Here is a 23,910-nt window from a genome sequence, read left to right as displayed (position 1 = left end):
CGCATGGCAACCCTGTACCCCTGGTTCAAGGCGATCCACGTTTTCTTCGTGGTGAGCTGGTTCGCGGGCCTGTTCTACTTGCCGCGCATTTTCGTGAACCTGGCGCAGGTGGAAGACACCAGCTCTGCCGAATACCTGCGCTTGCTCGGGATGTCGGTCAGACTCAAGCGCTTCATGCTGCCGCTGATGATCGGTACCTGGGTGTTTGGCCTGGCGATTGTCTTTTGGGGGCCGTTCCCGTGGGAATACTGGAAGACGCAGGGCTGGTTCCACGCCAAGCTGGCGTTGGTTGTGCTGCTGACGGGGTATGACGGCTATTGCAGCAGTCTGCTGAAAGCTTTCAAGCGTGGGTCGAACACCAGGAGCCATGTGTGGTTCAGGTGGTTCAACGAGGCTCCGGCGGTAGTGCTCATCGCGGTGGTGATATTGGTGATCGTGCGACCGTTCTGAGGATGAATGAAGTTTGGGCTCCTTCGTTGTCCGTGTTGTCGCGACTTGCGGGATGCGTTGATCGAGGGCGCCCGGCCAATGTCCAGCAGCCTAGGTCACGCCTGAACAACCCGCTATCAGGCGAGAATGCGCTTTTCCGCGCCCGCCATGAACCCGAACGGCCGCTCCACCAAAGCGACCGTTCTTGTCAACGCGACTAGCTCCGTGCCTGCCGTACCGTCTTCAGGTACCGGCATGTCTGCGGCTGCAGATCGATGGATTCCGTGGTGATCTGCACGGGGATCGCGGGGGAACCGATGCACTGGCACAACTGTTCGTGCAGGGATTCCATCAGGCGCTGTTTGTCTTCCTCGGGCAGCGTGGCCCGCTGTGCAAAGCGCAGGTGAATGAAGCCGCGTTCGATGGAGCCGTCGCCGATCAGGTAGTCGTTCAGCTTGATCGCGCGGCTCTTGAGTTCTTCTGGCTCGCAGAAGTGTTTATTGACCAGCGATTTATGCAGTTTGAACAGGGTCTGGCGGGGGTTGAACGCGTCGTGCAGGTTGTCGGTGTATTCCAGCATGAGGTGCGGCATGGCGTCGTCTCCTGTTTGTTATGACAACAGCGGCGGCGCGGAGCACCACCGGGGCCGGTGAGCGATCGGCTGACCGGTTTCCATGTTTCATACTAGACCGCGGACCACCTGCGGAATTTCGATTGGATCAGAAAAGACTGGCGGCGAACGGCCAGAAAACGAGCGGGTATTGAAGGAAAACGCCGCCCGCCAAGGATCTCGGCGAGCGGTGAATTTTGGTGTCGGCGCGGGGAATGCGCCGACGAGCTGGCTCAACGCTTGATGGCGCGATAACCGATGTCGTGCCGATACTGCGCGCCGTCGAAGCTCACCTTGGCGGCGACCTCGTAGGCGCGGGTCTGCGCTTCGCGCACCGAGTCCCCCAGCGCGGTGACGCACAGCACGCGGCCGCCCGAGGTGACGACCTTGCCATCGGCAAGCGAGGTGCCGGCGTGGAAGATGTGTGCGTCATCGGCCTTGAAGTCCAATCCGGAGATCACATCACCCTTGCGCGGATTTTCTGGATAGCCGGCAGCGGCCATCACTACGCCAAGTGCGACACGGCGGTCCCAGTCGGCTTCGGTCTGGTCCAGCTTGCCTTCCAGCGCGGCTTCGACCAGATCCACCAGATCGCTCTTCAGGCGCATCATGATCGGCTGGGTTTCGGGGTCGCCAAAGCGGCAATTGAATTCCAGCGTGCGGATGCTGCCATCCGGCGAGATCATCAGGCCGGCGTACAGGAAGCCGGTGTAGGGCGTGCCTTCGGCAATCATCCCGGCCAGCGTCGGACGGATGACTTCGCGCATGACGCGCGCATGGATTTCGGGCGTCACCACCGGGGCGGGCGAGTAGGCGCCCATGCCGCCGGTATTGGGGCCGGCGTCTGCGTCGAGCAGACGCTTGTGATCCTGGCTCGTAGCCATTGCCAGCGCATGGCGCCCATCGGCCATGACGATGAAGCTGGCTTCTTCGCCTTGCAGGAATTCTTCGATCACCACGCGGGCGCCAGCGTCGCCCATGCTATTGCCGACCAGCATGTCGTCGATGGCGGCGTGCGCCTCGTCGCGCGTCATGGCGACGATGACGCCTTTGCCCGCGGCCAGGCCATCGGCCTTGACCACGATCGGCGCGCCTTCGCGGTCGACGTAGGCGTGCGCCTCGGCAGCGTCCGAGAAGGTCTGGTATTTGGCCGTCGGGATGTTGTGGCGGACCATGAACGCCTTGGAGAAGTCCTTCGACGACTCGAGCTGCGCGCAGGCCTTGGTCGGCCCGAAGATCGCCAGTCCTTCGCGGCGGAACAGGTCGACCACGCCAGCGGCCAGCGGCGCCTCGGGCCCCACCACCGTCATGCCGATGCCTTCCTTCTTGGCGAAGGCGGCCAGCTCAGCCAGATCGGTGATGGCGACGTTGGTCAGCGCTTCTTCGCGTGCGGTGCCGGCATTGCCGGGCGCGACGAACACTTTCTGCACGCGCGGCGACTGCGCGAGTTTCCAGGCCAGCGCGTGTTCGCGTCCGCCCGAGCCGATGACAAGGATTTTCATGGTCCGTGGGTCCGATCAGTGACGGAAGTGGCGGAAGCCGGTGAACACCATGGCGACGTCCTGCTCGTCGGCCGCGGCGATGACTTCTGCGTCGCGCATCGAGCCGCCTGGCTGGATCACGGCGCGCGCACCGGCCTGCGCCAGTACGTCCAGTCCGTCGCGGAACGGGAAGAAGGCGTCCGACGCCACCACGCAACCGGCGATCTGCAGGTTAGCGTTCTCCGCCTTGATCTTGGCGATGCGGGCCGAGTCGACGCGGCTCATCTGGCCGGCGCCCACGCCAACGGTCATGCCGTCCTTGCAGTAGACGATGGCGTTGGACTTGACGTACTTGGCCACGCGCCAGGCAAACAGCAGGTCGGAGAGTTCTTGCTGGGTCGGTGCGCGCTTGGTCACGACCTTGAGCTGCGACGGGTCGATGCGGGCATCATCGTAGGTCTGCACCAGCAGGCCGCCGCCGACGCGCTTGAAGTCGGTCTGCGACACGTGGCCCAGCGCGCAGGTCAGCACGCGCACATTCTGCTTGGCGGTCAGCAGCGCCAGGGCTTCGGGCGTGTAGGCCGGCGCGATCAGCACTTCCATGAACTGGCCGGAGACCGCCTTTGCAGTGGCTTCATCGACGGTGGTGTTGAAGGCGATGATGCCGCCGAAAGCGGAGGTTGGATCGGTCTGGAACGCCTTGCGATAGGCTTCTTCCGCCGTCACGCCCAGCGCCACGCCGCACGGGTTGGCGTGCTTGATGATCACGCAGGCCGTGGTGTCGAAGGCCTTGACGCATTCCCACGCCGCATCGGCGTCGGCGATGTTGTTGTACGACAGTTCCTTGCCCTGCAATTGCGTGTAACCGGCCACTCCACCGGGAGCGGCGACCGGGTCGCGGTAGAACGCGGCGGACTGGTGCGGGTTCTCGCCGTAGCGAAGGTCCTGCACCTTGTCGAACGCGAATTGCAGGCGCTCCGGGTAGACCTTCTTGCTGCCGTCGTCGGCCAGCGCGGTCAAGTAGTTGGAGATCGCCGAGTCGTAGCGCGCGGTGTGCGTGAATGCCTTGCGCGCGAGGTCGAAGCGGGTCTTGTACGACAGTGCTCCGCCATTCGACTTGAGCTCCGCGACGATCGTCGCGTAATCGTCGGCGTCAGTCACGATGCCCACGCCGCCAGCTTCATTGCCGTGGTTCTTGGCTGCCGCGCGGACCATGGTCGGGCCGCCGATGTCGATGTTCTCGATGGCGTCTTCGAGCGAGCAGCCTTCCTTGGCGATGGTCTGCTGGAACGGGTAGAGATTCACCACCACCAGGTCGATGCGCGGAATGTCATTGGCGCCGATCGTCGCCATGTGCTCCGGCAGATCGCGGCGGGCGAGGATGCCTCCGTGCACCTTCGGGTGCAGCGTCTTGACGCGGCCGTCGAGCATTTCGGGGAAACCAGTGTAGTCGCCGACTTCGGTGACGGGCAGGCCGGCTTCGACCAGCAGCCTGGCGGTGCCGCCGGTGGACAGCAGTTTGACGCCCAGCGCATTCAGTTCGCGGGCAAATTCGACCACACCGCGCTTGTCGGAAACGCTCAGCAGGGCTTGGGTGACTTTCATGGGACAGATCTCTCAACGCGTAAATGCAAAGGCCCGGCATGCGGGTGTGATGATGGGGTTCGAACCTGTTCGTCGTCTTGCTGCGAGGCTGTGATCGGGGCTCATGCGCTATTCGGAATCCTCATTTGCGGCCATGAACGCCGGTCCCTCCGTTGCGCCTCATCCAAGAACTGTGGGCACGTTCTATAGCAGTCCGTGGTCGGCCAGTTTGCGCCTCAGGGTGTTGCGATTGATGCCGAGCATCTCCGCCGCCTGCGTCTGGTTACCTTGCGCATGGCGCAGCACCGATTCGAGCATCGGGCGCTCGACCTGGCGCAAAACCATGTCGTAGATACCGACCGGGCGTTCCCCGTCCAGGTCGGTGAAATATCGGTCCAGTGCCTGCGCGACGCAGAGCGCGATCTCGTTCTTATGGCTCATGCCGCGAGTGCTTCCTCTTCTGTTTGTTGTTCTTCGTAGGCCAGCCGGTCGCCGCGCGATGCCAGTTCGGTGAAGAAGGCATCCACGCTGTCCTGCTGTTCCTCGATGGTGGGCAGCAGGTTCATGGCGTTGCGAAACGCCTGCGAACCCACCAGGCCCTTGGTGTACCAGCCGATGTGCTTGCGCGCTACGCGAACGCCGGCCTCCCTGCCGTAGAACGCGTAGAGATCGGTCAGGTGCTCCCGGCACACGCGGTGGATGTCTTCCACGCGTGGCGGCGGTAATTCTTCGCCAGTGGCGAGGTAATGTTCGATTTCGCCAAAAATCCACGGCCGGCCCTGTGCGGCGCGCCCGATCATGAGGCCGTCCGCGCCCGTGTAGTCGAGCACGAAGCGCGCCTTGCGGGCTGAGTCGACGTCGCCGTTGGCGATCACCGGGATCGACACCCGGCGCTTGACGTCGGCGATGGTGTCGTACTCGGCCTGACCCATGTATTGGTCGGCACGCGTGCGGCCGTGAATGGCAATCAACCGGATGCCGGCGTCTTCGGCAATGCGCGCGATGGTCGGCGCATTGCGGTTGGCGCGGTCCCAGCCGGTACGGAACTTGAGCGTGACGGGCACGTCGGGCACCGCCCGCACCACGCTTTCGAGGATGCGGCGAACGAGATCTTCGTCACGCATCAACGCGGAGCCGGCGGCGACGTTGCACACCTTCTTGGCCGGACAGCCCATGTTGATATCGATGATCTGGGCGCCGCGCGAGACGTTGTAGCGCGCCGCTTCAGCCATCATCGCCGGGTCCGCGCCTGCGATCTGGACCGAGATCGGATCGGTCTCCCCGGCGTGGTTGGCGCGCCGTTGCGTCTTGGTGCTGCCGTACAGCAGCGCGTTGGAAGTCACCATCTCGGATACGGCCAGACCCGCGCCGAGCTTCTTGCAAAGCTGGCGGAAAGGCCGGTCCGTCACACCCGCCATGGGCGCGACGAACAGATTATTGCGAAGGCGTATGCCCGCAAATTCCATGGGATGTGACGCAAAGGGAAAGCCGCGAATTTTACTCCAGAGGGCGGTTTGCCGTTAAGGAAAATTCCTCGACGTTGACCCGCCCCGGCGGGCTGCCCTCGTTGCCGGTACGCGGTACAGAACTTATCTCACGACGATTGCTGAGCGTTTTGTCAGGAGACTCTCGCAAGCGTGGGAAGTGCGTCAGAAGTCGTAGCCTGCGTTTGCGCCTGTCGCGCGGACGGCGCCAATGCGATCGGTCGTTGATCGCCTGGCGCGCTGTGTTGATGCCTATGCTGCGGGTGTGCCGTAAACCATGACGAACACACGGCGCGGCCCGTGGGCGCCGAGCTGAATGGTCTGTTCGATGTCGCCCGTGCGCGACGGCCCGGACACCAGATTGACAGCGCGCGGCATGCCGCCACGCGCCCGGAGCACTTCCCACGCATCTTCCAGATGGCACACCATCGTGCCAGCGTCCAGCAACACGATCTGATAGTCCGGCACGAAGTTGTGCGTGGTGGGCGATTCCGGCCCGGCGCAGAACATCAGGCTGCCGGTCTCGGCGATCGCCAATTGGCAGGCCGATACCGACACGAGGTCGGTCTTCTCTGCGCGGCGCACTTCGTGTTCGATGCCTTGCGGCCAGACGATGCCGGCGAGCGCGCCGCCGACCACGATGCGCGGGGGCAGACCGAGTGTGCCGAGCAAATCCGCCACGGCCCGCGGGAAGTCCTCGCGGCTGGCGATCCTTGTGACCGTGCCGCCGCGCGCCTCGAAGCGCTGCTTGAACAGGTCGACGAATTCACCGCATTGCGCCGGGCGCGTATGTCCGGGCCGGGTGTTGATGCGCGTGTCGAGCGCGGCGGCAGTTGCTGCATCCGTGGTGCCGCGACCGAGGCTGGCGCGAATGCGCCCGAGTACCGCGTCGCGCGCCGATTGTTGATTGCCGCTCATGATTGCTTGCCCCGCTGCGCTTGCCACTGTTCGATGAAAGTCTGTCCTTCGGGCGCGGGCAGGTCGCGCATGGCGGTCCAGCCATTGGCGATCGGCAGGCTGCCGATGCGCCGCCGCTTTCCTCCCATCCACGCCAGCATGCGCGCGGCCAGCCGATTGCCGAACTGGTACAGGCCCGGACGCAGCGCGACCCAACGCCACAGCCCGAGCGCTCGATACTGCAGTCGCGGGCCGAGGCGGTTGCGATGCTGTAGATGGCGCAGTTCGCGCAGCATTTCGGGCAGTGGGATCTTCACCGGGCACACGCTGCCGCAACGTCCATTGAGTGTGCACGCATTGGGCAGGTCGTAGGCGTTGTCCAACCCTTGCATCAGCGGAGTGAGCACGGAACCCATCGGGCCGGGATACACCCAGCCGTATGCATGGCCGCCGATCGATCCGTACACCGGGCAGTGGTTCAGGCACGCGCCGCAGCGGATGCAACGGAGCATTTCGCGAAAGCGCCCGCCCAGCATCTGCGAACGGCCGTTGTCGACGAGCACTACGTGGTACTCCTCGGGGCCATCAGGGTCGCCGGGCCGGCGCGGGCCGGTGGACAGCGTGGTGTATGTTTCGGTGTCCTGCCCGGTGGCGCTGCGTGCCAACACGCGCAACAGCACCGAAAGATCGTCGAGATTGGGCAGCACGCGCTCGATGCCGCTGGTCACGATGTGCACGCGGGGCAGCGTCTGCGACAGGTCGCCGTTGCCCTCGTTGGTGACGATGACGCTGGTGCCGGTTTCGGCGATCAGGAAGTTGCCGCCGGTAATGCCCACATCGGCGCGGAAGAACTTCTCGCGCAGCATCTCTCGCGCTTCGGCGACGAGTTCCGGAATGCCCGTCTTGAGCGGCCGCTGGTGATGTTCGGCGAACAGTTCGGAGACCTGCTCGCGCGTCTTGTGAAGGGCCGGGCCGACGACGTGCGAAGGCGGTTCATTGGCGAGCTGGATGATGTACTCGCCCAGGTCGGTTTCGACGACCTCGTAGCCGGCTTCGATCAGCGCCGGATTCAGGCCGATCTCTTCGCTCACCATCGACTTGCCCTTGGTGATGGTGCGCGCGCCGACGCGCCGGCAGATGTCCAGCACGATCTGGCGCGCCTCGGCGGCGTCGCGCGCCCAATGCACGTGACCGCCGGCCGCGGTGACGGCGGCTTCGTAGCGTTCGAGGTAGTGGTCGAGATTGTCGAGGACGTGATTCTTGATGCTGCGCGCCTCTTCACGCAGGCGCTCGAACTCGGGCACCAGGTCGATGGCTCGTTGCCGTCCGCCGATGAAACCCTCGCGCGAACGTGCCAGTGCCATGCGCAGATGCTTGTTGTTGAGCCCTTCGACGGCGGCTTCCTTGAAGCGCGGGCTTTCCATGCGCATCAGTCGTCCCTCCGTCCGGTGATGCCTTCGTCGCGCGCCATGCCGGCCAGTATCTCGACGGTGTGGAATACGCGCAGCGGGATGCCTGTGCGGGCGGCGCGGCCTGCGATGTTCATCAGGCAGCCGAGATCGCCGCCCACCAGTGTGTCGGCTTCGGTACGGCCGGCGTTGCCGAGTTTGTCGTCGACCATGCGGCCGGAGATTTCCGGGTATTTGGCGGCGAACGTGCCACCGAATCCACAGCACACCTCGGTTTCTTCCATTTCGACCAGATGCAGGCCCTCGACGCTGCGCAGCAGCTTGCGCGGCTGGCCCTTGATGCCCAGCCCACGCAGGCCCGAGCACGAATCGTGGTAGGTCACCGTGCCGGCATAGTGCGCGTCGACGCCTTCCACCTTCATGACATCGACCAGGAACGACAGGATCTCGTAGCTCTTGGCCGCCATGGCACAGGCGCGCTCATACCACGCAGGCTCGTCCTTGAAGAGCTGCGGATAGTCGTGGCGGATGGTTGCCATGCACGAACCCGAAGGACCGACGATGTAGTCGTAATGCTCGAAGGTTTCGATCACCTGGCGGGCCAGGGCTCGCGCGGCGTCGAAATCGCCACTGTTGTAGCCGGGTTGGCCGCAGCAGGTTTGTCGGGAGGGGACTTCAACGAGGCAACCTGCGTCCTCGAGGAGTTTGACACTGGCAAAGCCGATGTTCGGCCGGAACAGATTCATCAGACAGGTGGCGAACAGGCCGACCCGTGGTTTTCCTTGCATTCAACGACCTCCTGACGGCGTTGGCTAAGAGCCACTGACAGAACTGTCCTGGCGACTGCTGCGGCGGGGCGCCGAGCCCGCACCGCTTTGCCGTGTTTTGTCAGCGGCCCCATGGCTGGCGCCGCCATGTCTCCGTTATATGGGCCGCCACGCAAGTCATGCGCTGTCGCTCGATTTGCGTGGCCGGCCCCGCTAATACCGCTCCGGGAATCGCTCGAGCCAATACCAGGCGATTACCAGTTCGATCCACACCACGGAAGCGAGCGAGGCGCTGACGAAGCACCCCGCCATCGGCACGGCCATGCTGCCGTGTAGGCTCTGTCCGATGCCGAACAGGCCCGCGCTGATGATGAACCAGCGCAGGGCAAAGGCCGGCAGGTAGTGGCGGATCGAACGGTTGTAGCGGTAGTTCTGTTGTCGCTCCAGTTGCGACCCGCGACTGACGTCGCGGAAGTACTGGAACGGCCATATATAACGATACAGCAAATGCCACAGCGGCTCAGGGCGGCGATGTGCCTCATTCATGGAAGGCCTCCGATTCGCTTGCTTTTTTGTTGTGCGAGGTCATGCGCCGGGCCCGTGGGTGTTGGGGTGGGCAAGGCTGAACTGCGCAATGCGGATGCAAGGGCTGCGATCCAGAGACACTGCGCCGCCCGGATAATTTCCGGGTTTTTCCCGGCAGTACAAATCGGGACCTGCCCTAGCGGAGCAGATCAGGCCACGGCGCGATCAGGCGACGACGCGCGTGCCGCGCTTGCGACCGCGCGTACCAAGCGATCCGAGCAGTCCGCCGGCCTGCCCGCCGTTGGCGTGGCTGATGGCGCAGGCCAGCGCATCCGCGGCGTCGGCCTGCGGATCGCCCGGCAATTGCAGCAGACGCTTGACCATGTGCTGCACCTGTTCCTTGTTGGCCTTGCCGTAGCCCACTACGGCCTGCTTGACCTGCAGGGCGGTGTATTCCGAGACAGGCAGCGAGCGCGACACCAGGCCGCAGATTGCGGCGCCGCGTGCCTGGCCCAGCAACAGCGTCGACTGGGGATTGACGTTAACGAAGACGATTTCCACCGCGGCTTCGGCCGGCTGGTAGGTGTCGACGACTTGCTGCACGCCATCAAGGATGACGCGCAGGCGTTCCGGCAACGTGCCATCGGGTGTGCGTATGCATCCGCTGGCGACATAGGCGAGCTTGGTGCCGACGCGTTCGATCACGCCGAAGCCGGTGATGCGCAGCCCCGGGTCGATGCCCAGGATGCGGGTGGGAAGATGGGCGACCGGGGAAGTCATGGGCGCATTCTATGTGTCGGCCGCGCTCAGAGTGCGTCCGGCCCCTCGTAGCGCTGCCAGAACCATCCAAGCAGCAGCGAGGAGGGCACCGACATCAGGGCGCAGACCGAGGCCAGACCGGCGGCGGGAAAGAACACGCTGACGAAGATGAATGATGAGGCCATGCCGAACGCGACGACCGCGGGCAACCAGGCACCGCTTTTCCAGTGCGTCGGCAGCAGTTCGGCGGCCATGCCTGTCAGCGCGGCGGGCGCGAGCCCGAGCAGGTAGGCGAACACCAGCGTCGTTGCGCCGACCTTGGGGAGGTTCTCCAGCACCTCCATGACGCCGTGGCCGCGAGCGATGGCGACGACGCTCGTCAGGATCGACACCAGCGCTCCGCCGATGAGGGGGCCGACCAGACCAAAAATCGTCACCGCCAGGAGGATTCGTTTGCAGAATTTCATGGTTCGTTCGCTATGCGTGCAATGGCATCGGAGCACAGCTTACCAGCCTGCTCACTTCTTCCGCGCCAGCCATACCCCGAATACCGCCACCGCCATGCCGGCGAGCGCGAGCGGCTGCATGTGCTCGCGGAACAGCAGCCACGCGATCAGCGCGGTGACCGCTGGGGTCAGATAGAACAGGCTCGTGACCGCCACCGCGTTGCCGCGCCGGATCAGCAGGTTGAGCAGGCTGATGGCGCCGACCGACAGCATCAGCACGAGCCAGCCGAGGGCAAACACGAACGGCTTGCTCCATGTCACCTGCATCGTCTCCACGCCCCATGCCAGCGGCAGCGTGACGAGCAGGCTGGCGCCGAACTGGATGACCGAGCCGGCGCGCAGATCGAAGCTCGGGCAGAAACGCTTCTGATAAAGCGTACCGAGCGTGATGCCGGCGAGCGCGGCGATGGCCGGCCACAGGGCGCGCATGTCCCAGTTCTGGCCGAGGCCGGGGTCGCGGCTGTGCGTGACCACCAGCGCGACGCCGGCGAAACCGGCGGCAAGCCCTAGCCATTGGCGGGCGGTGACTTTTTCCTTGAGCAGCCAGCCGGCAACGATCGCGGTGATGATGGGTTGCAGCCCGACGATGAGGGCGACCAGTGCCGCGGGCAGGCCGTGGTGGATGGCATCGAAGACGCCTGCGAGATAGGTGGTCTGGATGAGCACGCCCGCCACCGCGATATGCAGAATCGCTCGTCCGCGCGGCCATGGTGCACGCCACAGGAGCGCCGCCGCACCCATCAATACGATGACGCAGGCGTAGCGCAGTGTCAGGAAGGTCAGCGGCTCGGCATACGGCAGGCCGAGCTTGGCGCCGACGAAGCCGCTGCTCCAGAGTACGACGAACAACGGTGCAAGCAGGCGGGCGAGCATGGCATGGGGGCGTCAAAAGGGGCCGCGCAGTGTACCAAGCGCGCTGCGGCTTGCGACGCGTGCGCGCCGTTTGGACGTAGCGACGCGATTACGCAGCCGGCTCGCTGCGAGCGATGGCGAGCAGGCCGTCAAGTGCCAGCCAGGGCATGTCGACAAAGTCGATGCCATGTCCCTGCAGCGCGGGTGCCGCGCCGCCGGCGAGAATGATCGGGGCTCCGGCGGGCAGGCTGCGCGCCATGCGTTCAATGGCGCCGAGCTGGGCATTGACGCAACCGCTGTGGATGGCGTCGTCGGTGTTGCGCGGCAGGTTCTGGAATTCGCCTCCGGCCTCCGGCAGGCCGGCCGTGCCAGTGGCCAGCGATGCCTTCATCATCGCCAGCCCGGGCATGATGCAACCGCCGCGGAACACGCCATCGTCATCGACAACGTCGATGGTCGTGGCCGTGCCCGCGCTGACCAGCAGGCAACTGCGATGCAGTGCGTGCCATGCGCCGATGGCGATTGCCCAGCGGTCGGCGCCGAGTCGTTCCGGGTACATGTAGTCGCAACGCACACCTGCGCGTTCCGGCGTGCCGCGCAGCCATTCGACGTGCGCGGCGCCCGGGGCCAGCCACGCTTCGATCTGGCTGGCGCTGCGCGGGCCGCCGACGTTGGCGATGACGACGCGCTGCGGCCGGAAGCCGGCCGGCAGAGCCACCGTATCGAGCTGACCATTGTCGACAGCCTGGCGGGCGATCCACGCCTGCCCGTCATGACAGCCGACTTTGATACGGGTGTTGCCGCCATCTATGAGCAGGTACATCACAGGCTCCGCAGGCTGACGTCGCCATTGACGACGGGTACGATGCCGCCGGCAGTTTCCACCAGCAGCATGCCCGTGTCATCGACGCCACGGCAGGTTCCGATGAGATCGCCGCGTTCGGATGTGAGCTTCACGGGGAGATCCTGGAAGGCATTACGCTGCAACCAGTCGCGCCGACACGATATGAAGCCACGCGTGGAGAATGCATCCAGCGCAGCGACGAGTTCTCGCAGCACGGCGGCCAGCAGATTTTCGCGGCCCCCCGTGTAGCCCGCGTCGAGCAGGGCGGCAAAGGGCTGCTCGATATGGCCGGCCCATGCTGGGTGTGGCCGCAGGTTGAGGCCGATGCCGATGATGGCGGCGGCCCCGCGCGCATCGGTGCTGGCTTCGACGAGGATGCCGCCGAGCTTGCGACCGAACAGCAGGATGTCATTGGGCCACTTCAGCGCGATGCCATCGATGTGCAGGCGTTCGAGCGCGCGCGCAACGGCCACGCCGGTCATCAGGCTCAGGCCGGACATGGCGGCCCGGTCCGGGAAGCGCCACAGCAAAGAAAAGGTCAGGCTGTGGCTCGCCGCCGACTGCCAGCGCCGACCGCGGCGCCCTCGCCCCGCCGTCTGTTCGTCGGCGACGATGGACAGACCGCTGGGCGCGCCCTGCATCACGCGGTCGAGCAACAGCGTGTTGGTGGACGTGCAGGTGTCGACGTGTTCGACATCGACGCGGCCGGCCGTCTTGCCGAGCGTGCGGCGCAAGACGGCCAGATCGAAGGATGGGGCGAGGAGTTCGGTGGGCAAGGCTCGGGCCGGGACGACGAAAACGCGGCAGTGTACCGCGTCACCCGTCGTTGTGTCCGTGTCGTGCTTCCTGCTCGGACATCCGCCGGCAGCCGCCTTTATTCGTGCTCGTCGCCCTTGCCGCCGTCGATGCCCAGCTCCTGGATCTTGCGCGTGATCGTATTGCGGCCGATGCCCAGGATCTGGGCTGCCTCTACGCGACGGCCGCCAGTGCTGGCCAAGGCGCGCAGGATCAGGGCTTTTTCGAATTCGCGGTTGAGCCGGTCGAAGACCTCGCCCGGCGTCTGGCCCAGTAGACGGTCGGCTTCGGCGTTGAGCGCGGTCAGCCAGTCGCCGCCGCCCGCGCCATGGCCGGCATGCCCATTGGCACCCGGCTCGCGCATTTCCACCGGCAGGTCGGCGACGTCGACGAGTTGCCCCGGCGCCATGACCGTCAGCCAGTGGCAGAGGTTTTCCAGTTGGCGCACGTTGCCGGGGAAGTCGAGCGATTGCAGGTGGCGCAGGGCTGCGTCCGACAAGCGCTTGGGCTCGACCGACAGTTCCTGCGCACTGTGCTGCAGGAAATGCTTGGCCAGCGTCGGGATGTCTTCGCGACGCTCGCGCAGCGGCGGCAGGCGCAGGCGGATGACGTTCAGCCGGTGGAAGAGGTCTTCGCGGAACAGTCCGTCGCGGACGCGCTGTTCGAGATTCTGGTGCGTGGCCGCGATGACGCGCACGTTGGCCTTGACGGGCAGATGTCCGCCCACGCGATAGAAATGTCCGTCCGACAGCACGCGCAGCAGGCGTGTCTGCAACTCGGGCGGCATGTCGCCGATCTCGTCGAGGAACAAGGTGCCGCCTTCGGCCTGCTCGAAGCGTCCGCGACGTTGTGCGGCTGCACCCGTGAACGAACCGCGTTCGTGGCCGAACAGTTCGGATTCGAGCAGGTCGCGCGGAATGGCGGCGGTATTGATGGCGATGAAGGGGCCATCCTTGCGCGGGCTGTGCCGGTGCAGGGCGCGCGCCACGAGTTCCTTGCCCGTGCCGGATTCGCCGTTGATCAGCACGGTGGCGTGTGACTGCGCGAGGCGGCCGATGGCGCGGAAGACTTCCTGCATCGAGGCGGCGTGTCCGAGAATCTCCGGCACGGAGGTGACTTCCGGCTCCGCACCGATCTGGTGCGTCGATTCTTCAAGCGCGCGGCGCAACAGATCGATGGCCTGATCGACATCGAACGGCTTGGGCAGATATTCGAACGCCCCGCCCTGGAACGCCGCGACCGCACTGTCCAGGTCGGAGAAGGCCGTCATGATGATGACCGGCATGTTTGGCCGCCGCTCTTTGGCGCGCTGCAGGAGCACAAGGCCTGAGTCGCCGGGCATGTGGATGTCCGAGATCAGTACCTGCGGAGCTGCGCCGTTGCTGTCGAGAACGGTCAGCGCTTCGGTGGCAGAGGTAAAGCTGCGATAGGGGATGTTCTCGCGGGCAAGGGCCTTTTCCAGTACCCAGCGGATGGAGCGGTCATCGTCGACTATCCAGACTGCGTTCATGGGGTATCCATCTGTCATCGTTGTGGTCTGGCTCACGTTGTCCCCGTCTGCACGATAGGCAGACGGATCGTGAAGCACGTGCGGCCCGGCGCGCTATCGAGTTCGATCGTACCCTGATGCTGTTCGACGAAACTCTGCGCGATCGACAGTCCGAGTCCCGTGCCGCCTTCGCGGCCGGTGACCAGCGGATAGAAGATCTTGTCCCGGATATCGTCCGGGATGCCTGGGCCGTTGTCGATGACTTGCAATTCCAATGCCAGTTTGTAACGTTTCTTGGCGAGGGTGACCTGACGGGCAGCTCGCGTGCGCAGGATGATGTCACCCGCCCCCTGCATGGCCTGCGCGGCGTTGCGCGCAATGTTGAGCACGGCCTGGATGAGTTGCTCGCGATCCGCGGTCAGTTGCGGCAGGCTGACGTCATAGTCGCGCTGCACGCGCACGTTGGCGAATTCCGCCAGGATGAGCCTCAGCACCCGTTCGAGCACGTCGTGGATGTTCAGCGGCGCCGGATGCATCATGCGATGCGAATTGAGCAGGCGGTTCATCAGGTCCTGCAGGCGATCGGCTTCGGCGATGATGACCTGCGTGTATTCGCGCCACTCCGGGTTGTCCAGCTCGCGTTCCAGCAGTTGCGCAGAGCCGCGAATGCCACCCAGCGGATTCTTGATCTCATGCGCGAGACTGCGGATCAGCTCGCGATTGGCTTGTTGCTGTTCGATGAGTCGCTCTTCCCGCGCCACTTTCAGTTGCGCATCCATCGGACGGAACTCGAGGAGCAGGCGCGCCGGCGGCAGGTCGACCGGCGTCACCGTGCAGTCCAGATGCAGAGGTGTGTTCGGCGCGGTGTTCACCACCACGTTCTGGCCGGTGTAGCTCCAGTCGTTGGAGAGCGCGTTGTCGAGCGCCGCGCGCAGGCCGGTGACTTCACCCAGCATGGCATTGAGCGGGCGGCCCAGATGCTGGCGCCCACTTACCGCGAACAGGTTTTCGGCCGATGGATTGACGTAACAGACGCACAGCGAAGCGTCGACCATCACGACAGCGGAGGACAGCAGTTCCAGCCCGCTGGTGGACGACGCCAGCCGTGGCTGGGCGGAATCAGGATCGATGGGTGTGGGCGCGCTCATATTCCATGACAACAGCAAGAACTACGCCACTTGCCTGCCGCCATGGTGTGGCAGCCCTCACTTCAGGTTCGACAGCTCTTTGCGGATGGCTTCGATGTTGCGTTCGTGCAGTGCCACCTTGTCCTTGAACGGCTGCACGCGGTCCAGGAATTTCTGGAAGTTGCGTTCGTTGCCCAGGCGTACGGACTCCTGTTCGGCGAGTTCCTTGCGCGCTTCTTCGAGCTGCTTCTGTTCGGCGGCCAGTTCGTTGTCGAGAATCTGGCGGCGGGTTTCGTCGCGCGACTTCTGCGTTGCGTCGTCGACTTTGGGGAAGGACGCCGGCGTGGGCGTCTGCGCCGGGCGCCTGGGGGCCGGGATGGTGGTAATGGGCTGTTCGCGTGTGAGCAGCGTGCAGCCCTTGCCGTTGGCCGGCCGGTCGTTGGTGTAGGTCACGTGTCCGGCGTCGTCCAGACACTTGTAGATATCGGCCTGCGCCACGGGGGCGGCGAGGACAGCCATCATACAAACGAGAAAACGGGCGCGCATGCGCGGAACCTGAGCAATATCGGGGAGCCGCCAGTTTAGGCGCGCGTCCGGAAAACGCAAAGCGCACGGACAAGTGCGGCGACGAATGCGCGGATGAATGGTTCGGCATAAAGCAAAACGGGGATGGCGCAAGCCATCCCCGTTTCTGGGTCTGCTGGTGTGGGGCCGGAGCCCCCCGCCGATCAGATCGAGTAGTACATGTCGAACTCGACCGGGTGGGTCGTCATGCGGAAGCGCTGGACTTCTTCCATCTTCAGGTCGATGTAGGCGCTGATCATCTCATTCGAGAACACGCCGCCGCGGGTCAGGAACTCGCGATCGTTGTCCAGGTATTCCAGAGCCTGTTCCAGCGAGGAGCAGACGGTCGGGATCTTCGCGTCTTCTTCCGGCGGCAGGTCGTACAGGTTCTTGTCGGCCGGATCGCCCGGGTGAATCTTGTTCTGGACGCCGTCCAGGCCCGCCATCATCAGGGCCGAGAAGGCCAGGTACGGGTTCGCGCCCGGATCCGGGAAGCGGGTTTCGATACGGCGGGCCTTGTCGGACTGGACGTAGGGCACGCGGATCGAAGCGGAACGGTTGCGGGCCGAGTAGGCCAGCTTCACCGGAGCTTCGAAGCCCGGGACCAGGCGCTTGTACGAGTTGGTCAGCGGGTTGGTGATGGCGTTCAGCGCGCGAGCGTGCTTGATGATGCCGCCGATGTAGTACAGCGCGAAGTCCGACAGGCCGGCGTAGCCGTTGCCTGCGAACAGGTTCTTGCCGTCCTTCCAGATCGACTGGTGAACGTGCATGCCGGAACCGTTGTCGCCAACGATGGGCTTGGGCATGAACGTGGCCGTCTTGCCGTACTGGTGAGCGACGTTGTGGACGATGTACTTGAGCACTTGCGTCCAGTCGGCGCGGCGAACCAGGGTGTTGAACTTGGTGCCGATTTCGTTCTGGCCGGCGGTGGCCACTTCATGGTGGTGCACTTCGACCGGCACGCCGGCGGCTTCCAGCAACAGGCACATCTGGGCGCGGATGTCATTGGCCGAATCGACCGGCGGAACCGGGAAGTAGCCGCCCTTGACGGTCGGACGGTGGCCGGTGTTGCCGCCATCGAACTTGTCGCCCGAGGACCACGCCGCTTCTTCAGCGAAGATCTTGTGCGAGGCGCCGGACATGTCGATCTTCCACTCCACGGAGTCGAAGATGAAGAATTCGGGTTCCGGACCAAAGAAGGCGGTGTCGCCCAGGCCGGATGCCTTCAGGTAGGCTTCGGCGCGCTTGGCGATGGAGCGCGGGTCACGGTCGTAGCCCTTGCCGTCGGACGGCTCGACCACGTCGCAGGTCAGGACCAGCGTGGTTTCGTCGAAGAACGGGTCGATGTAGGCGGTGGCGGGGTCCGGCATGAGCAGCATGTCGGAAGCCTGGATGCCCTTCCAGCCGGCGATCGACGAACCGTCGAAGGCGTGACCTTCCGAGAACTTGTCTTCGTCGAAGTGGCTGATGGGCACACCGACGTGTTGTTCCTTGCCGCGCGTATCAGTAAAGCGGAAGTCGACGAACTTGACGTCGTTTTCCTTGACCAGCTTGATCACATCTTGGGCAGTCGTCATTAACACACACTCCTAGCGCATTGATTCGGTTTTATTGCGATGAACCTGTCCGCGGCCGCAACAAGCGGGACACAACGAGCTGCCTGGGCCCGTCAAACCGGCTGACAGCGGTTATCGGGAGCGTAAAAGCAGGGACCATGCCAAAGGCTGTCCGGCGGATCGTGGATCGGCCGACAGATCGGCATTGCGGCGCTCAGGTGAGCGGGGCCGAATTGTGCCACAAGCTTCGATACGACATACATCAAACTGAGTGCGCACCAAGCCTGTGCATAAGATCGATGAATTGCACCTGTTTGGAGCATTGGCACCACTTTGGACGCGATTGCCGGTCTGCCAGCCACGGACCATACTTGCGGAACAGCAAATGAAAGATGCATCCATGGGAACCCTCGCAGATATCCTTACCTTGGCCCGTGACCGGGCACGCCAGCTCAAGCTGCCCTACGAGGGCGCGCTGACGCCCCAGGAAGCCGCCGAAGTGCTCAAGCAGGCGCCGGGCTCAAAACTGGTCGATGTACGCACTCGGGCCGAACTGGATTGGGTCGGTCGCGTACCGGGCGCGGTCGAGATCGAATGGAACACCTATCCGGGCAATCAGCCCAATCCGAACTTCCTTGCCCAACTGCGCCAGCAGGTGGATCCTGAATCGCTGGTGATGTTCATATGCCGCAGCGGCGCGCGTTCGCACGCTGCCGCCATCGCCGCCAACGGCTCCGGCTATCCGCAGTGCTACAACGTGCTCGAGGGCTTCGAAGGCGACAAGGACGCCAGCGGCCAGCGCGGCAAGATCGGCGGCTGGCGCCATGCCGGCCTGCCCTGGATTCAGAGCTGATCCATCAACCGACACAGGGGGCGCGCGGAGTCAGGAGGACGGGGTAGAATTCTGCCCCACCCCGCATTCCGGATCGCGACGATGGCTGTCATAAACCGTGAATGGCATGCGCACAATCGCATGCCCGAGCGAGCGACGCTCGACGAGCGCGTTGCATGGCACCTTGCCCACAGCGCTCACTGTGCGTGTCGCCAGATGCCGGACTCGATCCGGCAGGAGCTTGTCCGACGCGGGATAACGATGCCGGCCGCGCCGGCCAGGCTTGATTAGTACCGCAACCGCCCCGATCGTACGCAACATGCAGACCGCCACCATCCAGTTCGACCGTTTCAACACGCTTGCCGACGAGGCTGCGCACGAGCGCATCCGCGCCGCCCGCGCCCGCCTGGGCGATCGTGCCGTGCTGCTCGTCCATCACTACCAGCGCGCCGACGTCTATCAGTACGCGGACCTGACGGGCGACTCGCTCAAGCTGTCGCGGCTGGCAGGCCAGACGGATGCCGAATACATCGTTTTCTGCGGCGTGCACTTCATGGCCGAAGTGGCGGACATCCTCTCCAAGCCCAACCAGATCGCCGTGTTGCCCGACCTGGCTGCCGGCTGTTCGATGGCCGACATGGCGAACCTCGCCAAGGTCGAACGTAGCTGGCGCGAACTGGCGGACGTCCTTGGCAATCCGGACGAGTGCATCACGCCGGTCACCTACATCAATTCGGCAGCCGATCTGAAAGCCTTCTGTGGCGAGCACGGCGGCATCGTGTGTACGTCCAGCAACGCGCCGAAGATTCTCGAATGGGCCTTCGCCCAGCGCGAGAAGGTGCTGTTCTTCCCCGACCAGCATCTGGGGCGCTGGACAGGCTACGGCATGGGTGTGCCGCTCGAAGACATGCTGGTGTGGGACCCGGACCTGCCCAACGGCGGCCACACGCCGGAGGCGATCCGTCGTGCGCGCGTGCTGCTGTGGAAGGGCCACTGCTCGGTGCACCAGATGTTCCAGCCTTCGCACATCATCCGCTGGCGCAACCAGAATCCGGACGGCTTTGTCATCTCGCATCCGGAATCCGCCTTCGAGGTGTGCCGGCAGTCCGACTACGTCGGTTCGACCGAGTACATCATTAAGGTCATCAAAGAAGCGCCCGCCGGCACCAAGTGGCTGGTCGGCACGGAACTGAACCTCGTGTCGCGCCTGGCTGAAGAGGTCAAGCCCGAAGGCAAGACGGTGCAGTTCATGGCGCCCACGGTGTGCATGTGTTCGACCATGCAGCGCATCGATCCGCAGCACCTCGCGTGGACGCTGGAGAACCTTGCCGAAGGCAACGTGGTCAACCGCATCACCGTGCCCGCGCACGAAGCGGCACTGGCCAAGCTGGCGCTCGACCGCATGCTGGCCGTCTCATAAAACGTCCCTGGAGTCTGCACCGATCTCGCAGCAAGATCGGCAACAGATTCCTACAGTCGGAGAAATCCACTCGGCATACATGCACAAGCTGCGCATTTGCACCTACAACATCCACAAGGGCTTCTCGCAGTTCAACCGGCGCATGGTGATCCACGAACTGCGTGATCGCCTGCGCGTGCTCGACCCGGACGTGGTCTTTCTGCAGGAAGTGCAGGGCATGCACCTGCGCCACGCCCGTCGCCACGCCGACTGGCCGACCGAGCCGCAGTACGAATTCCTCGCCAGTACGCGCTGGCAGGCCGCCTACGGCGGCAACGCGGCATACGGCCATGGTCATCATGGCAACGCGGTGCTGTCGCGCTACCGTATCGTCGCCTCCAACAATCACGACGTCACGCAGCATCGACTGGAGCGGCGCGGCCTGCTGCATTGCGAGCTGGAGCTGCCCAACGTGCGCACGAGCATTCACTGCATCTGCGTACATCTCTCGCTCACCGAGCAACAGCGGGTGCGCCAACTGGCAGCGCTGGCCGATCACATCGAAAACGGAATCCCGTCCCATGCGCCGCTGATCATTGCCGGCGACTTCAACGACTGGCGCAATCGCGCCGCCGACTGGGCCGTGGAACGACTGGGCCTGCGCGAAGCCTTTACCACGCACGTCGGCATGCCGGCACGCAGCTTTCCGAGCAATCTGCCGATGCTGCGGCTCGATCGCATCTACCTTCGCGGTTTTGATGTCGCCCGCGCCGAAGTGCACTGGGGCCGACCGTGGTCGGGCATTTCCGATCACGCGGCGCTGACCGCCGAGATTCGTCTGTCCTGATGGCGGCGCCGCTCCTGCCCGGCAACGCGCTTCGGCTGCTGGAGTCCGGCGGCGAATTCTTTCCCGCGCTGTGCGCCGCGCTCAATGCCGCGCGCTACGAAATCCACCTCGAAAGCTACATCTACAATCGTGATGACAGCGGCATTCTGGTCACCAATGCACTGCTGGCGGCCGCCGCACGTGGTGTGAGCGTACGTGTGATCGTCGACGCATTTGGCGGGCGCGATTTCGCACATGACACCATGCCGGTTCTGCTCAACGGTGGCGTCGAAGTCCTGCTCTACAACCGGGAGTTCGGCATCACCGCGGGGCGCCAGCGCTTGCGGCGATTGCATCGCAAGCTGGCTGTGATAGACCGCCAGAATGCCTTCATCGGCGGCATCAACATCATCGACGACATGCATACGCCGAATCAGATTCCGCCGCGTATCGACTATTCGGTCCTCATACGCGGCCCGCTGGCCGGCATGGTCTGGCAAGCCGCCAGCGAGTTGTGGGAGCGGCTGTGCTGGACGAACTTTCGTCGGCCGCCGTCGCTGGTGCACCTGCCGGTGTCGGCACCGCTGCCGGTTGGGGATCAGTACGCAGCATTGGTGCTGCGCGACAACTTCCGGCACCGCAACGATATCGAAGGCGCCTATCTCGCGGCGCTGCAGCGTGCGCGGCGCGAGATGATCATCGCCAACGCGTACTTCCTGCCCGGCCGGCGTTTTCGCAATGCGCTGGTGGACGCCGCCCGGCGCGGCGTGACCGTAACGCTGCTGCTGCAAGGACGTATGGAGTACTGGCTGCTGCGGCATGGCTGCCGGGCGCTGTATCCGCACTTGATGCAGGCCGGCGTGCGCATCGTCGAATATCGCAAGAGCTTCCTGCATGCCAAGGTCGCCGTGATGGATGACGACTGGGCGACGGTGGGTTCCAGCAACATCGATCCATTCAGCCTGCTGGTCGCGCGCGAGGCGAACGTCGTCGTGCGCGATGCCGCCTTCGCCGCTCAATTGCGCGCAAGCCTGACGCGCGCGATGGTCGACGGCGGCGTCGAGCTTACGCCCGACGAGTGGCGTCGTCGTCCACTGGCAGAACGACTGGCCGGCTGGGTGGCGCTGACACTGGTGCGGATCCTCGTGGGCATGTCGGGCTACGCGCGCAGCGCGCGCCAGCGCGAAGGCTGATCAGGCTAGGCCTTCATGCGCGAGACGCGGCTGACGCCGACGATCACCAGTGCGGCGCCCGCTATCTGCCACGGGCCAATGTGCTCTCCAAGAATCACCGCGGCCAGGATGATGGTGAATACCGGGCCGAGCGAGCCGACCATTGAAGCCGGGCCGGCGCCGAGCCTGCGGATTGCTTCCGCCACCAACCAGATCGGCAACACCGTGCTGAATATGGCCATGCAGACGCTGAGCGCGTGCACTTGCCATGGCTGTGCCAACGACGATAGCGGTCGGATCAAGACGAACTGGATCAGACTCAATGCGCACGCGACCATCGTGGCGTACGCCGTGACGCGCAGCGATCCCAGCCTGCGTACGATCTGGCCGGATAGCATCAGATAGATTGCATAGGCCAGCGAGCTGGCCACCACCAGCGCGCTTCCCAATAGAGCGCCTTGGCCGCCACCGGATGCCGACCGGCCGTCTCCCACTACCGCAATGGTGATGCCGCCGTAGCAGAGCGCGAGCGGCATGATCGCGCTCCGCGTGATGGGCTTTTTCAGGAAAACGGCGGATAGCAACAGGACGAAAGTCGGGTACAGGAAGAGGATCAATCGTTCCAGCGCGGCGGAGATGTACTGCAGACCGAGAAAGTCCAGGTAGCTCGCCAGGTAGTACCCGAGCACACCCAGCAAGGCCAGCATCCCCCAATCCTTGCGCGCCAGCGTCATCGGCTGACTGCGCGCCGCCACTACGCCCATCACGATGAAGAAGGGCAGCGAATACCCCATGCGCAATGCCAGCAGCGTCTCTGCGTCGACGCCGTATACGTATGCGGCCTTGATGAAGACGGCCTTGAAGGAAAATCCCAACGCGCCGAGCGAGGCGAACGTGATGCCGAGGGTGGGTTTATTCATCATGCATGAGCGAGGCGATCCCGGTCAGAGGATTGACCGGTCTTGCCCGACATTGTTGCATTGCGCCAGGATCTTCAGCCAGTGCGTGCGGAATGTACTTGCACTGCCGGGTGCAAGTGCCTCCACTCCGCGTGCTCTGTTTCCGAAGAGGACGGGATGTCGCTGCGCCACGAACTCAAGCGTACCGAGGCACGTCTGATTCGCCTCGCGCTGGCGTGGCGTCTGTCGGCGCACACTGATGTGCAAGCTGCAGGAACACGGCGTTGGATAAAGCTCTGCCGCGCGCGGACTCAGTAGGTGAGCTTCAGGCCCAGCGTGAGCATTCGCACGCGCTTGCTGTCGGTTTGTTGCGCGAACGAAGCATCCAGCGAAAGACGGCCGGGAATCACGTTCCACCGCGCATCGATCTGACCCCAGGCGGCGGCGTGGTCATCGCCCCATATTTCGAACGCGACATCGACAGGACCGAAGGCGTCCGGACGTTCCGCCGCCAGCGCCCAGGTCGTAGCGTTGTACGCGTTCAGCCGCGAGCGCGACCAGCCAAGGTTGCCATGCAGCAGCCAAGATGCCACCGGCACGGTGACGATGCCATTCACGTACGCGGTGTCGTACCGGAACGAATCCCCCGGCAGCTTGCTGTCGCCTGCGCCGTATGACAGCGCAATGCCGAATGCGTCGTCGGTGAGTTCCTTGATGAAGGTCTTGCCGTAGATCTGCCGGTTCCACGAGCGTTCATCATCGGCGGTGTCGCTGCCGTAGCCGATGCCGATCTGCGTGTTCAATCCGAGGCCGATGCTGGGTTGCAGGTGCCAGCCGTCCGTGCGTGGCGCATCGCGCTCGGTCTGCCGGAACATGAAGGACTCGAGTTCAAACGTGCCGCGATCGAGTACGCCCGCGTCGTCGGTCGTGAGAGGGCGGCCGGCATGGGCAACGGGAATGCAGCAGGCGGCGAGGGCGGCGCAGGCAAAGTGACGCATGGTCTGTCGGGGAGGTAGCAAGAATTGGAGGGTGGAATCGATATTGAGAATGATTCCTGTGTGCGGCCTTGCCTTATTTGATATATGACAAATGCTCGTGCGGCGC

The 23,910-nt window shown here is 64.3% G+C and carries 25 protein-coding genes; 5 read left to right on the top strand and 20 right to left on the bottom strand.

Annotation, left to right across the window (positions count from 1 at the left end; genetic code table 11):
* Positions 1-3: 3 nt before the first annotated feature.
* A complete protein-coding gene (locus ACDA63_RS12455; protein WP_373663576.1) occupies positions 4-450 on the top strand; it encodes a CopD family protein in 447 nt (148 codons plus the stop codon).
* Between the two features lie 196 nt (positions 451-646).
* On the opposite strand, the gene ACDA63_RS12450 is transcribed toward ACDA63_RS12455, so the two are convergent.
* From ACDA63_RS12450 to glnA, 18 genes are all read right to left on the bottom strand, one after another.
* Complete coding sequence (locus ACDA63_RS12450) at positions 647-1,021, bottom strand: 5-carboxymethyl-2-hydroxymuconate Delta-isomerase (protein WP_373663575.1); 375 nt, start codon at positions 1,019-1,021, stop codon at positions 647-649.
* A 251-nt stretch (positions 1,022-1,272) separates the two neighbouring features.
* Positions 1,273-2,541, bottom strand: a complete 1,269-nt coding sequence (gene purD, locus ACDA63_RS12445) for a phosphoribosylamine--glycine ligase (RefSeq protein WP_373663574.1) — start codon at positions 2,539-2,541, stop codon at positions 1,273-1,275.
* A gap of 15 nt (positions 2,542-2,556) precedes the next feature.
* A complete protein-coding gene (gene purH / locus ACDA63_RS12440) occupies positions 2,557-4,125 on the bottom strand; it encodes a bifunctional phosphoribosylaminoimidazolecarboxamide formyltransferase/IMP cyclohydrolase (protein ID WP_373663573.1) in 1,569 nt (522 codons plus the stop codon).
* Between the two features lie 183 nt (positions 4,126-4,308).
* A complete protein-coding gene (locus ACDA63_RS12435) occupies positions 4,309-4,545 on the bottom strand; it encodes a Fis family transcriptional regulator (RefSeq protein ID WP_373663572.1) in 237 nt (78 codons plus the stop codon).
* Complete coding sequence (dusB, locus tag ACDA63_RS12430; protein ID WP_373663571.1) at positions 4,542-5,570, bottom strand: tRNA dihydrouridine synthase DusB; 1,029 nt, start codon at positions 5,568-5,570, stop codon at positions 4,542-4,544. Before dusB ends, ACDA63_RS12435 begins: the two co-directional genes overlap by 4 nt.
* Before the next feature lie 270 nt (positions 5,571-5,840).
* Entirely contained in the window at positions 5,841-6,506 is a 666-nt protein-coding gene (locus tag ACDA63_RS12425; RefSeq protein ID WP_373663570.1) for a lactate utilization protein C, read from the bottom strand.
* Positions 6,503-7,909 carry a LutB/LldF family L-lactate oxidation iron-sulfur protein gene (locus ACDA63_RS12420; RefSeq protein WP_373663569.1) on the bottom strand — a complete coding sequence of 469 codons (1,407 nt, stop codon included), beginning with the start codon at positions 7,907-7,909 and terminating at the stop codon, positions 6,503-6,505. The genes ACDA63_RS12425 and ACDA63_RS12420 overlap by 4 nt, the downstream gene beginning before the upstream one ends.
* A 5-nt stretch (positions 7,910-7,914) precedes the next feature.
* Entirely contained in the window at positions 7,915-8,682 is a 768-nt protein-coding gene (locus tag ACDA63_RS12415; RefSeq protein ID WP_373663568.1) for a (Fe-S)-binding protein, read from the bottom strand.
* A gap of 192 nt (positions 8,683-8,874) precedes the next feature.
* On the bottom strand, positions 8,875-9,207 hold the full coding sequence (locus tag ACDA63_RS12410; protein WP_373663567.1) for a hypothetical protein: 333 nt from the start codon (positions 9,205-9,207) through the stop codon (positions 8,875-8,877).
* Between the two features lie 204 nt (positions 9,208-9,411).
* Complete coding sequence (gene ruvC, locus ACDA63_RS12405) at positions 9,412-9,966, bottom strand: crossover junction endodeoxyribonuclease RuvC (protein WP_373663566.1); 555 nt, start codon at positions 9,964-9,966, stop codon at positions 9,412-9,414.
* A gap of 26 nt (positions 9,967-9,992) precedes the next feature.
* The gene (locus tag ACDA63_RS12400) at positions 9,993-10,412 is read right to left on the bottom strand and encodes a hypothetical protein (RefSeq protein ID WP_373663565.1); all 420 of its coding nucleotides are present in this window, start codon (positions 10,410-10,412) and stop codon (positions 9,993-9,995) included.
* A gap of 51 nt (positions 10,413-10,463) precedes the next feature.
* Positions 10,464-11,324, bottom strand: a complete 861-nt coding sequence (locus ACDA63_RS12395) for a DMT family transporter (RefSeq protein ID WP_373663564.1) — start codon at positions 11,322-11,324, stop codon at positions 10,464-10,466.
* 88 nt (positions 11,325-11,412) lie between these two features.
* The gene (locus ACDA63_RS12390) at positions 11,413-12,126 is read right to left on the bottom strand and encodes a type III pantothenate kinase (protein WP_373663563.1); all 714 of its coding nucleotides are present in this window, start codon (positions 12,124-12,126) and stop codon (positions 11,413-11,415) included.
* The gene (locus ACDA63_RS12385) at positions 12,126-12,923 is read right to left on the bottom strand and encodes a biotin--[acetyl-CoA-carboxylase] ligase (RefSeq protein WP_373663562.1); all 798 of its coding nucleotides are present in this window, start codon (positions 12,921-12,923) and stop codon (positions 12,126-12,128) included. The genes ACDA63_RS12390 and ACDA63_RS12385 overlap by 1 nt, the downstream gene beginning before the upstream one ends.
* A 98-nt stretch (positions 12,924-13,021) precedes the next feature.
* Positions 13,022-14,452 (bottom strand): nitrogen regulation protein NR(I), encoded by a 1,431-nt coding sequence (ntrC, locus tag ACDA63_RS12380; RefSeq protein WP_373663561.1) that lies wholly within the window; start codon positions 14,450-14,452, stop codon positions 13,022-13,024.
* A 32-nt stretch (positions 14,453-14,484) separates the two neighbouring features.
* Complete coding sequence (glnL, locus tag ACDA63_RS12375) at positions 14,485-15,579, bottom strand: nitrogen regulation protein NR(II) (RefSeq protein WP_373663560.1); 1,095 nt, start codon at positions 15,577-15,579, stop codon at positions 14,485-14,487.
* 57 nt (positions 15,580-15,636) lie between these two features.
* On the bottom strand, positions 15,637-16,080 hold the full coding sequence (locus ACDA63_RS12370; protein ID WP_373663559.1) for a DUF4124 domain-containing protein: 444 nt from the start codon (positions 16,078-16,080) through the stop codon (positions 15,637-15,639).
* Positions 16,081-16,286: 206 nt separating this feature from the next.
* A complete protein-coding gene (gene glnA, locus ACDA63_RS12365) occupies positions 16,287-17,699 on the bottom strand; it encodes a type I glutamate--ammonia ligase (protein ID WP_373663558.1) in 1,413 nt (470 codons plus the stop codon).
* Positions 17,700-18,078: 379 nt separating this feature from the next.
* Between glnA and ACDA63_RS12360 the strand changes: the two genes are divergently transcribed.
* The 4 genes from ACDA63_RS12360 to clsB all read left to right on the top strand — a co-directional run bounded on the left by ACDA63_RS12360 (position 18,079) and on the right by clsB (position 21,928).
* Positions 18,079-18,531 carry a rhodanese-like domain-containing protein gene (locus ACDA63_RS12360; protein WP_373663556.1) on the top strand — a complete coding sequence of 151 codons (453 nt, stop codon included), beginning with the start codon at positions 18,079-18,081 and terminating at the stop codon, positions 18,529-18,531.
* A 298-nt stretch (positions 18,532-18,829) separates the two neighbouring features.
* On the top strand, positions 18,830-19,930 hold the full coding sequence (nadA, locus tag ACDA63_RS12355; RefSeq protein ID WP_373663555.1) for a quinolinate synthase NadA: 1,101 nt from the start codon (positions 18,830-18,832) through the stop codon (positions 19,928-19,930).
* Between the two features lie 79 nt (positions 19,931-20,009).
* Positions 20,010-20,756, top strand: coding sequence for an endonuclease/exonuclease/phosphatase family protein (locus ACDA63_RS12350; RefSeq protein WP_373663554.1), 747 nt, complete (start codon positions 20,010-20,012; stop codon positions 20,754-20,756).
* Positions 20,756-21,928, top strand: coding sequence for a cardiolipin synthase ClsB (gene clsB / locus ACDA63_RS12345; RefSeq protein ID WP_373663553.1), 1,173 nt, complete (start codon positions 20,756-20,758; stop codon positions 21,926-21,928). Before ACDA63_RS12350 ends, clsB begins: the two co-directional genes overlap by 1 nt.
* A 5-nt stretch (positions 21,929-21,933) precedes the next feature.
* Here the strand turns inward: clsB and ACDA63_RS12340 are convergent, their stop codons facing one another.
* Positions 21,934-22,830 (bottom strand): DMT family transporter, encoded by an 897-nt coding sequence (locus ACDA63_RS12340; protein ID WP_373663552.1) that lies wholly within the window; start codon positions 22,828-22,830, stop codon positions 21,934-21,936.
* A gap of 287 nt (positions 22,831-23,117) precedes the next feature.
* Positions 23,118-23,804 (bottom strand): hypothetical protein, encoded by a 687-nt coding sequence (locus ACDA63_RS12335; RefSeq protein WP_373663551.1) that lies wholly within the window; start codon positions 23,802-23,804, stop codon positions 23,118-23,120.
* Positions 23,805-23,910: the final 106 nt, after the last annotated feature.

Source organism: Uliginosibacterium sp. sgz301328, from assembly GCF_041807905.1.
In the GTDB taxonomy this organism is placed as follows: Bacteria; Pseudomonadota; Gammaproteobacteria; order Burkholderiales; family Rhodocyclaceae; genus JBGVSA01.
The sequence above is the reverse complement of the archived record's forward strand: the minus strand, read 5'-3'. Positions and strand labels throughout refer to the sequence as shown.

Coding starts and splice junctions, on each gene's coding strand:
- ACDA63_RS12455 (WP_373663576.1), top strand. CDS start 4: ATGGCAACCCTGTACCCCTGGTTCAAGGCGATCCACGTTTTCTTCGTG.
- ACDA63_RS12395 (WP_373663564.1), bottom strand. CDS start 11,324: ATGCTCGCCCGCCTGCTTGCACCGTTGTTCGTCGTACTCTGGAGCAGC.
- ACDA63_RS12350 (WP_373663554.1), top strand. CDS start 20,010: ATGCACAAGCTGCGCATTTGCACCTACAACATCCACAAGGGCTTCTCG.
- ACDA63_RS12450 (WP_373663575.1), bottom strand. CDS start 1,021: ATGCCGCACCTCATGCTGGAATACACCGACAACCTGCACGACGCGTTC.
- purH (WP_373663573.1), bottom strand. CDS start 4,125: ATGAAAGTCACCCAAGCCCTGCTGAGCGTTTCCGACAAGCGCGGTGTG.
- ACDA63_RS12420 (WP_373663569.1), bottom strand. CDS start 7,909: ATGGAAAGCCCGCGCTTCAAGGAAGCCGCCGTCGAAGGGCTCAACAAC.
- ACDA63_RS12370 (WP_373663559.1), bottom strand. CDS start 16,080: ATGATGGCTGTCCTCGCCGCCCCCGTGGCGCAGGCCGATATCTACAAG.
- ACDA63_RS12360 (WP_373663556.1), top strand. CDS start 18,079: ATGGGAACCCTCGCAGATATCCTTACCTTGGCCCGTGACCGGGCACGC.
- ntrC (WP_373663561.1), bottom strand. CDS start 14,452: ATGAACGCAGTCTGGATAGTCGACGATGACCGCTCCATCCGCTGGGTA.
- dusB (WP_373663571.1), bottom strand. CDS start 5,570: ATGGAATTTGCGGGCATACGCCTTCGCAATAATCTGTTCGTCGCGCCC.
- ACDA63_RS12415 (WP_373663568.1), bottom strand. CDS start 8,682: ATGCAAGGAAAACCACGGGTCGGCCTGTTCGCCACCTGTCTGATGAAT.
- clsB (WP_373663553.1), top strand. CDS start 20,756: ATGGCGGCGCCGCTCCTGCCCGGCAACGCGCTTCGGCTGCTGGAGTCC.
- glnA (WP_373663558.1), bottom strand. CDS start 17,699: ATGACGACTGCCCAAGATGTGATCAAGCTGGTCAAGGAAAACGACGTC.
- ACDA63_RS12340 (WP_373663552.1), bottom strand. CDS start 22,830: ATGATGAATAAACCCACCCTCGGCATCACGTTCGCCTCGCTCGGCGCG.
- ACDA63_RS12390 (WP_373663563.1), bottom strand. CDS start 12,126: ATGTACCTGCTCATAGATGGCGGCAACACCCGTATCAAAGTCGGCTGT.
- nadA (WP_373663555.1), top strand. CDS start 18,830: ATGCAGACCGCCACCATCCAGTTCGACCGTTTCAACACGCTTGCCGAC.
- ACDA63_RS12425 (WP_373663570.1), bottom strand. CDS start 6,506: ATGAGCGGCAATCAACAATCGGCGCGCGACGCGGTACTCGGGCGCATT.
- ACDA63_RS12410 (WP_373663567.1), bottom strand. CDS start 9,207: ATGAATGAGGCACATCGCCGCCCTGAGCCGCTGTGGCATTTGCTGTAT.
- purD (WP_373663574.1), bottom strand. CDS start 2,541: ATGAAAATCCTTGTCATCGGCTCGGGCGGACGCGAACACGCGCTGGCC.
- ruvC (WP_373663566.1), bottom strand. CDS start 9,966: ATGACTTCCCCGGTCGCCCATCTTCCCACCCGCATCCTGGGCATCGAC.
- ACDA63_RS12400 (WP_373663565.1), bottom strand. CDS start 10,412: ATGAAATTCTGCAAACGAATCCTCCTGGCGGTGACGATTTTTGGTCTG.
- ACDA63_RS12335 (WP_373663551.1), bottom strand. CDS start 23,804: ATGCGTCACTTTGCCTGCGCCGCCCTCGCCGCCTGCTGCATTCCCGTT.
- ACDA63_RS12435 (WP_373663572.1), bottom strand. CDS start 4,545: ATGAGCCATAAGAACGAGATCGCGCTCTGCGTCGCGCAGGCACTGGAC.
- glnL (WP_373663560.1), bottom strand. CDS start 15,579: ATGAGCGCGCCCACACCCATCGATCCTGATTCCGCCCAGCCACGGCTG.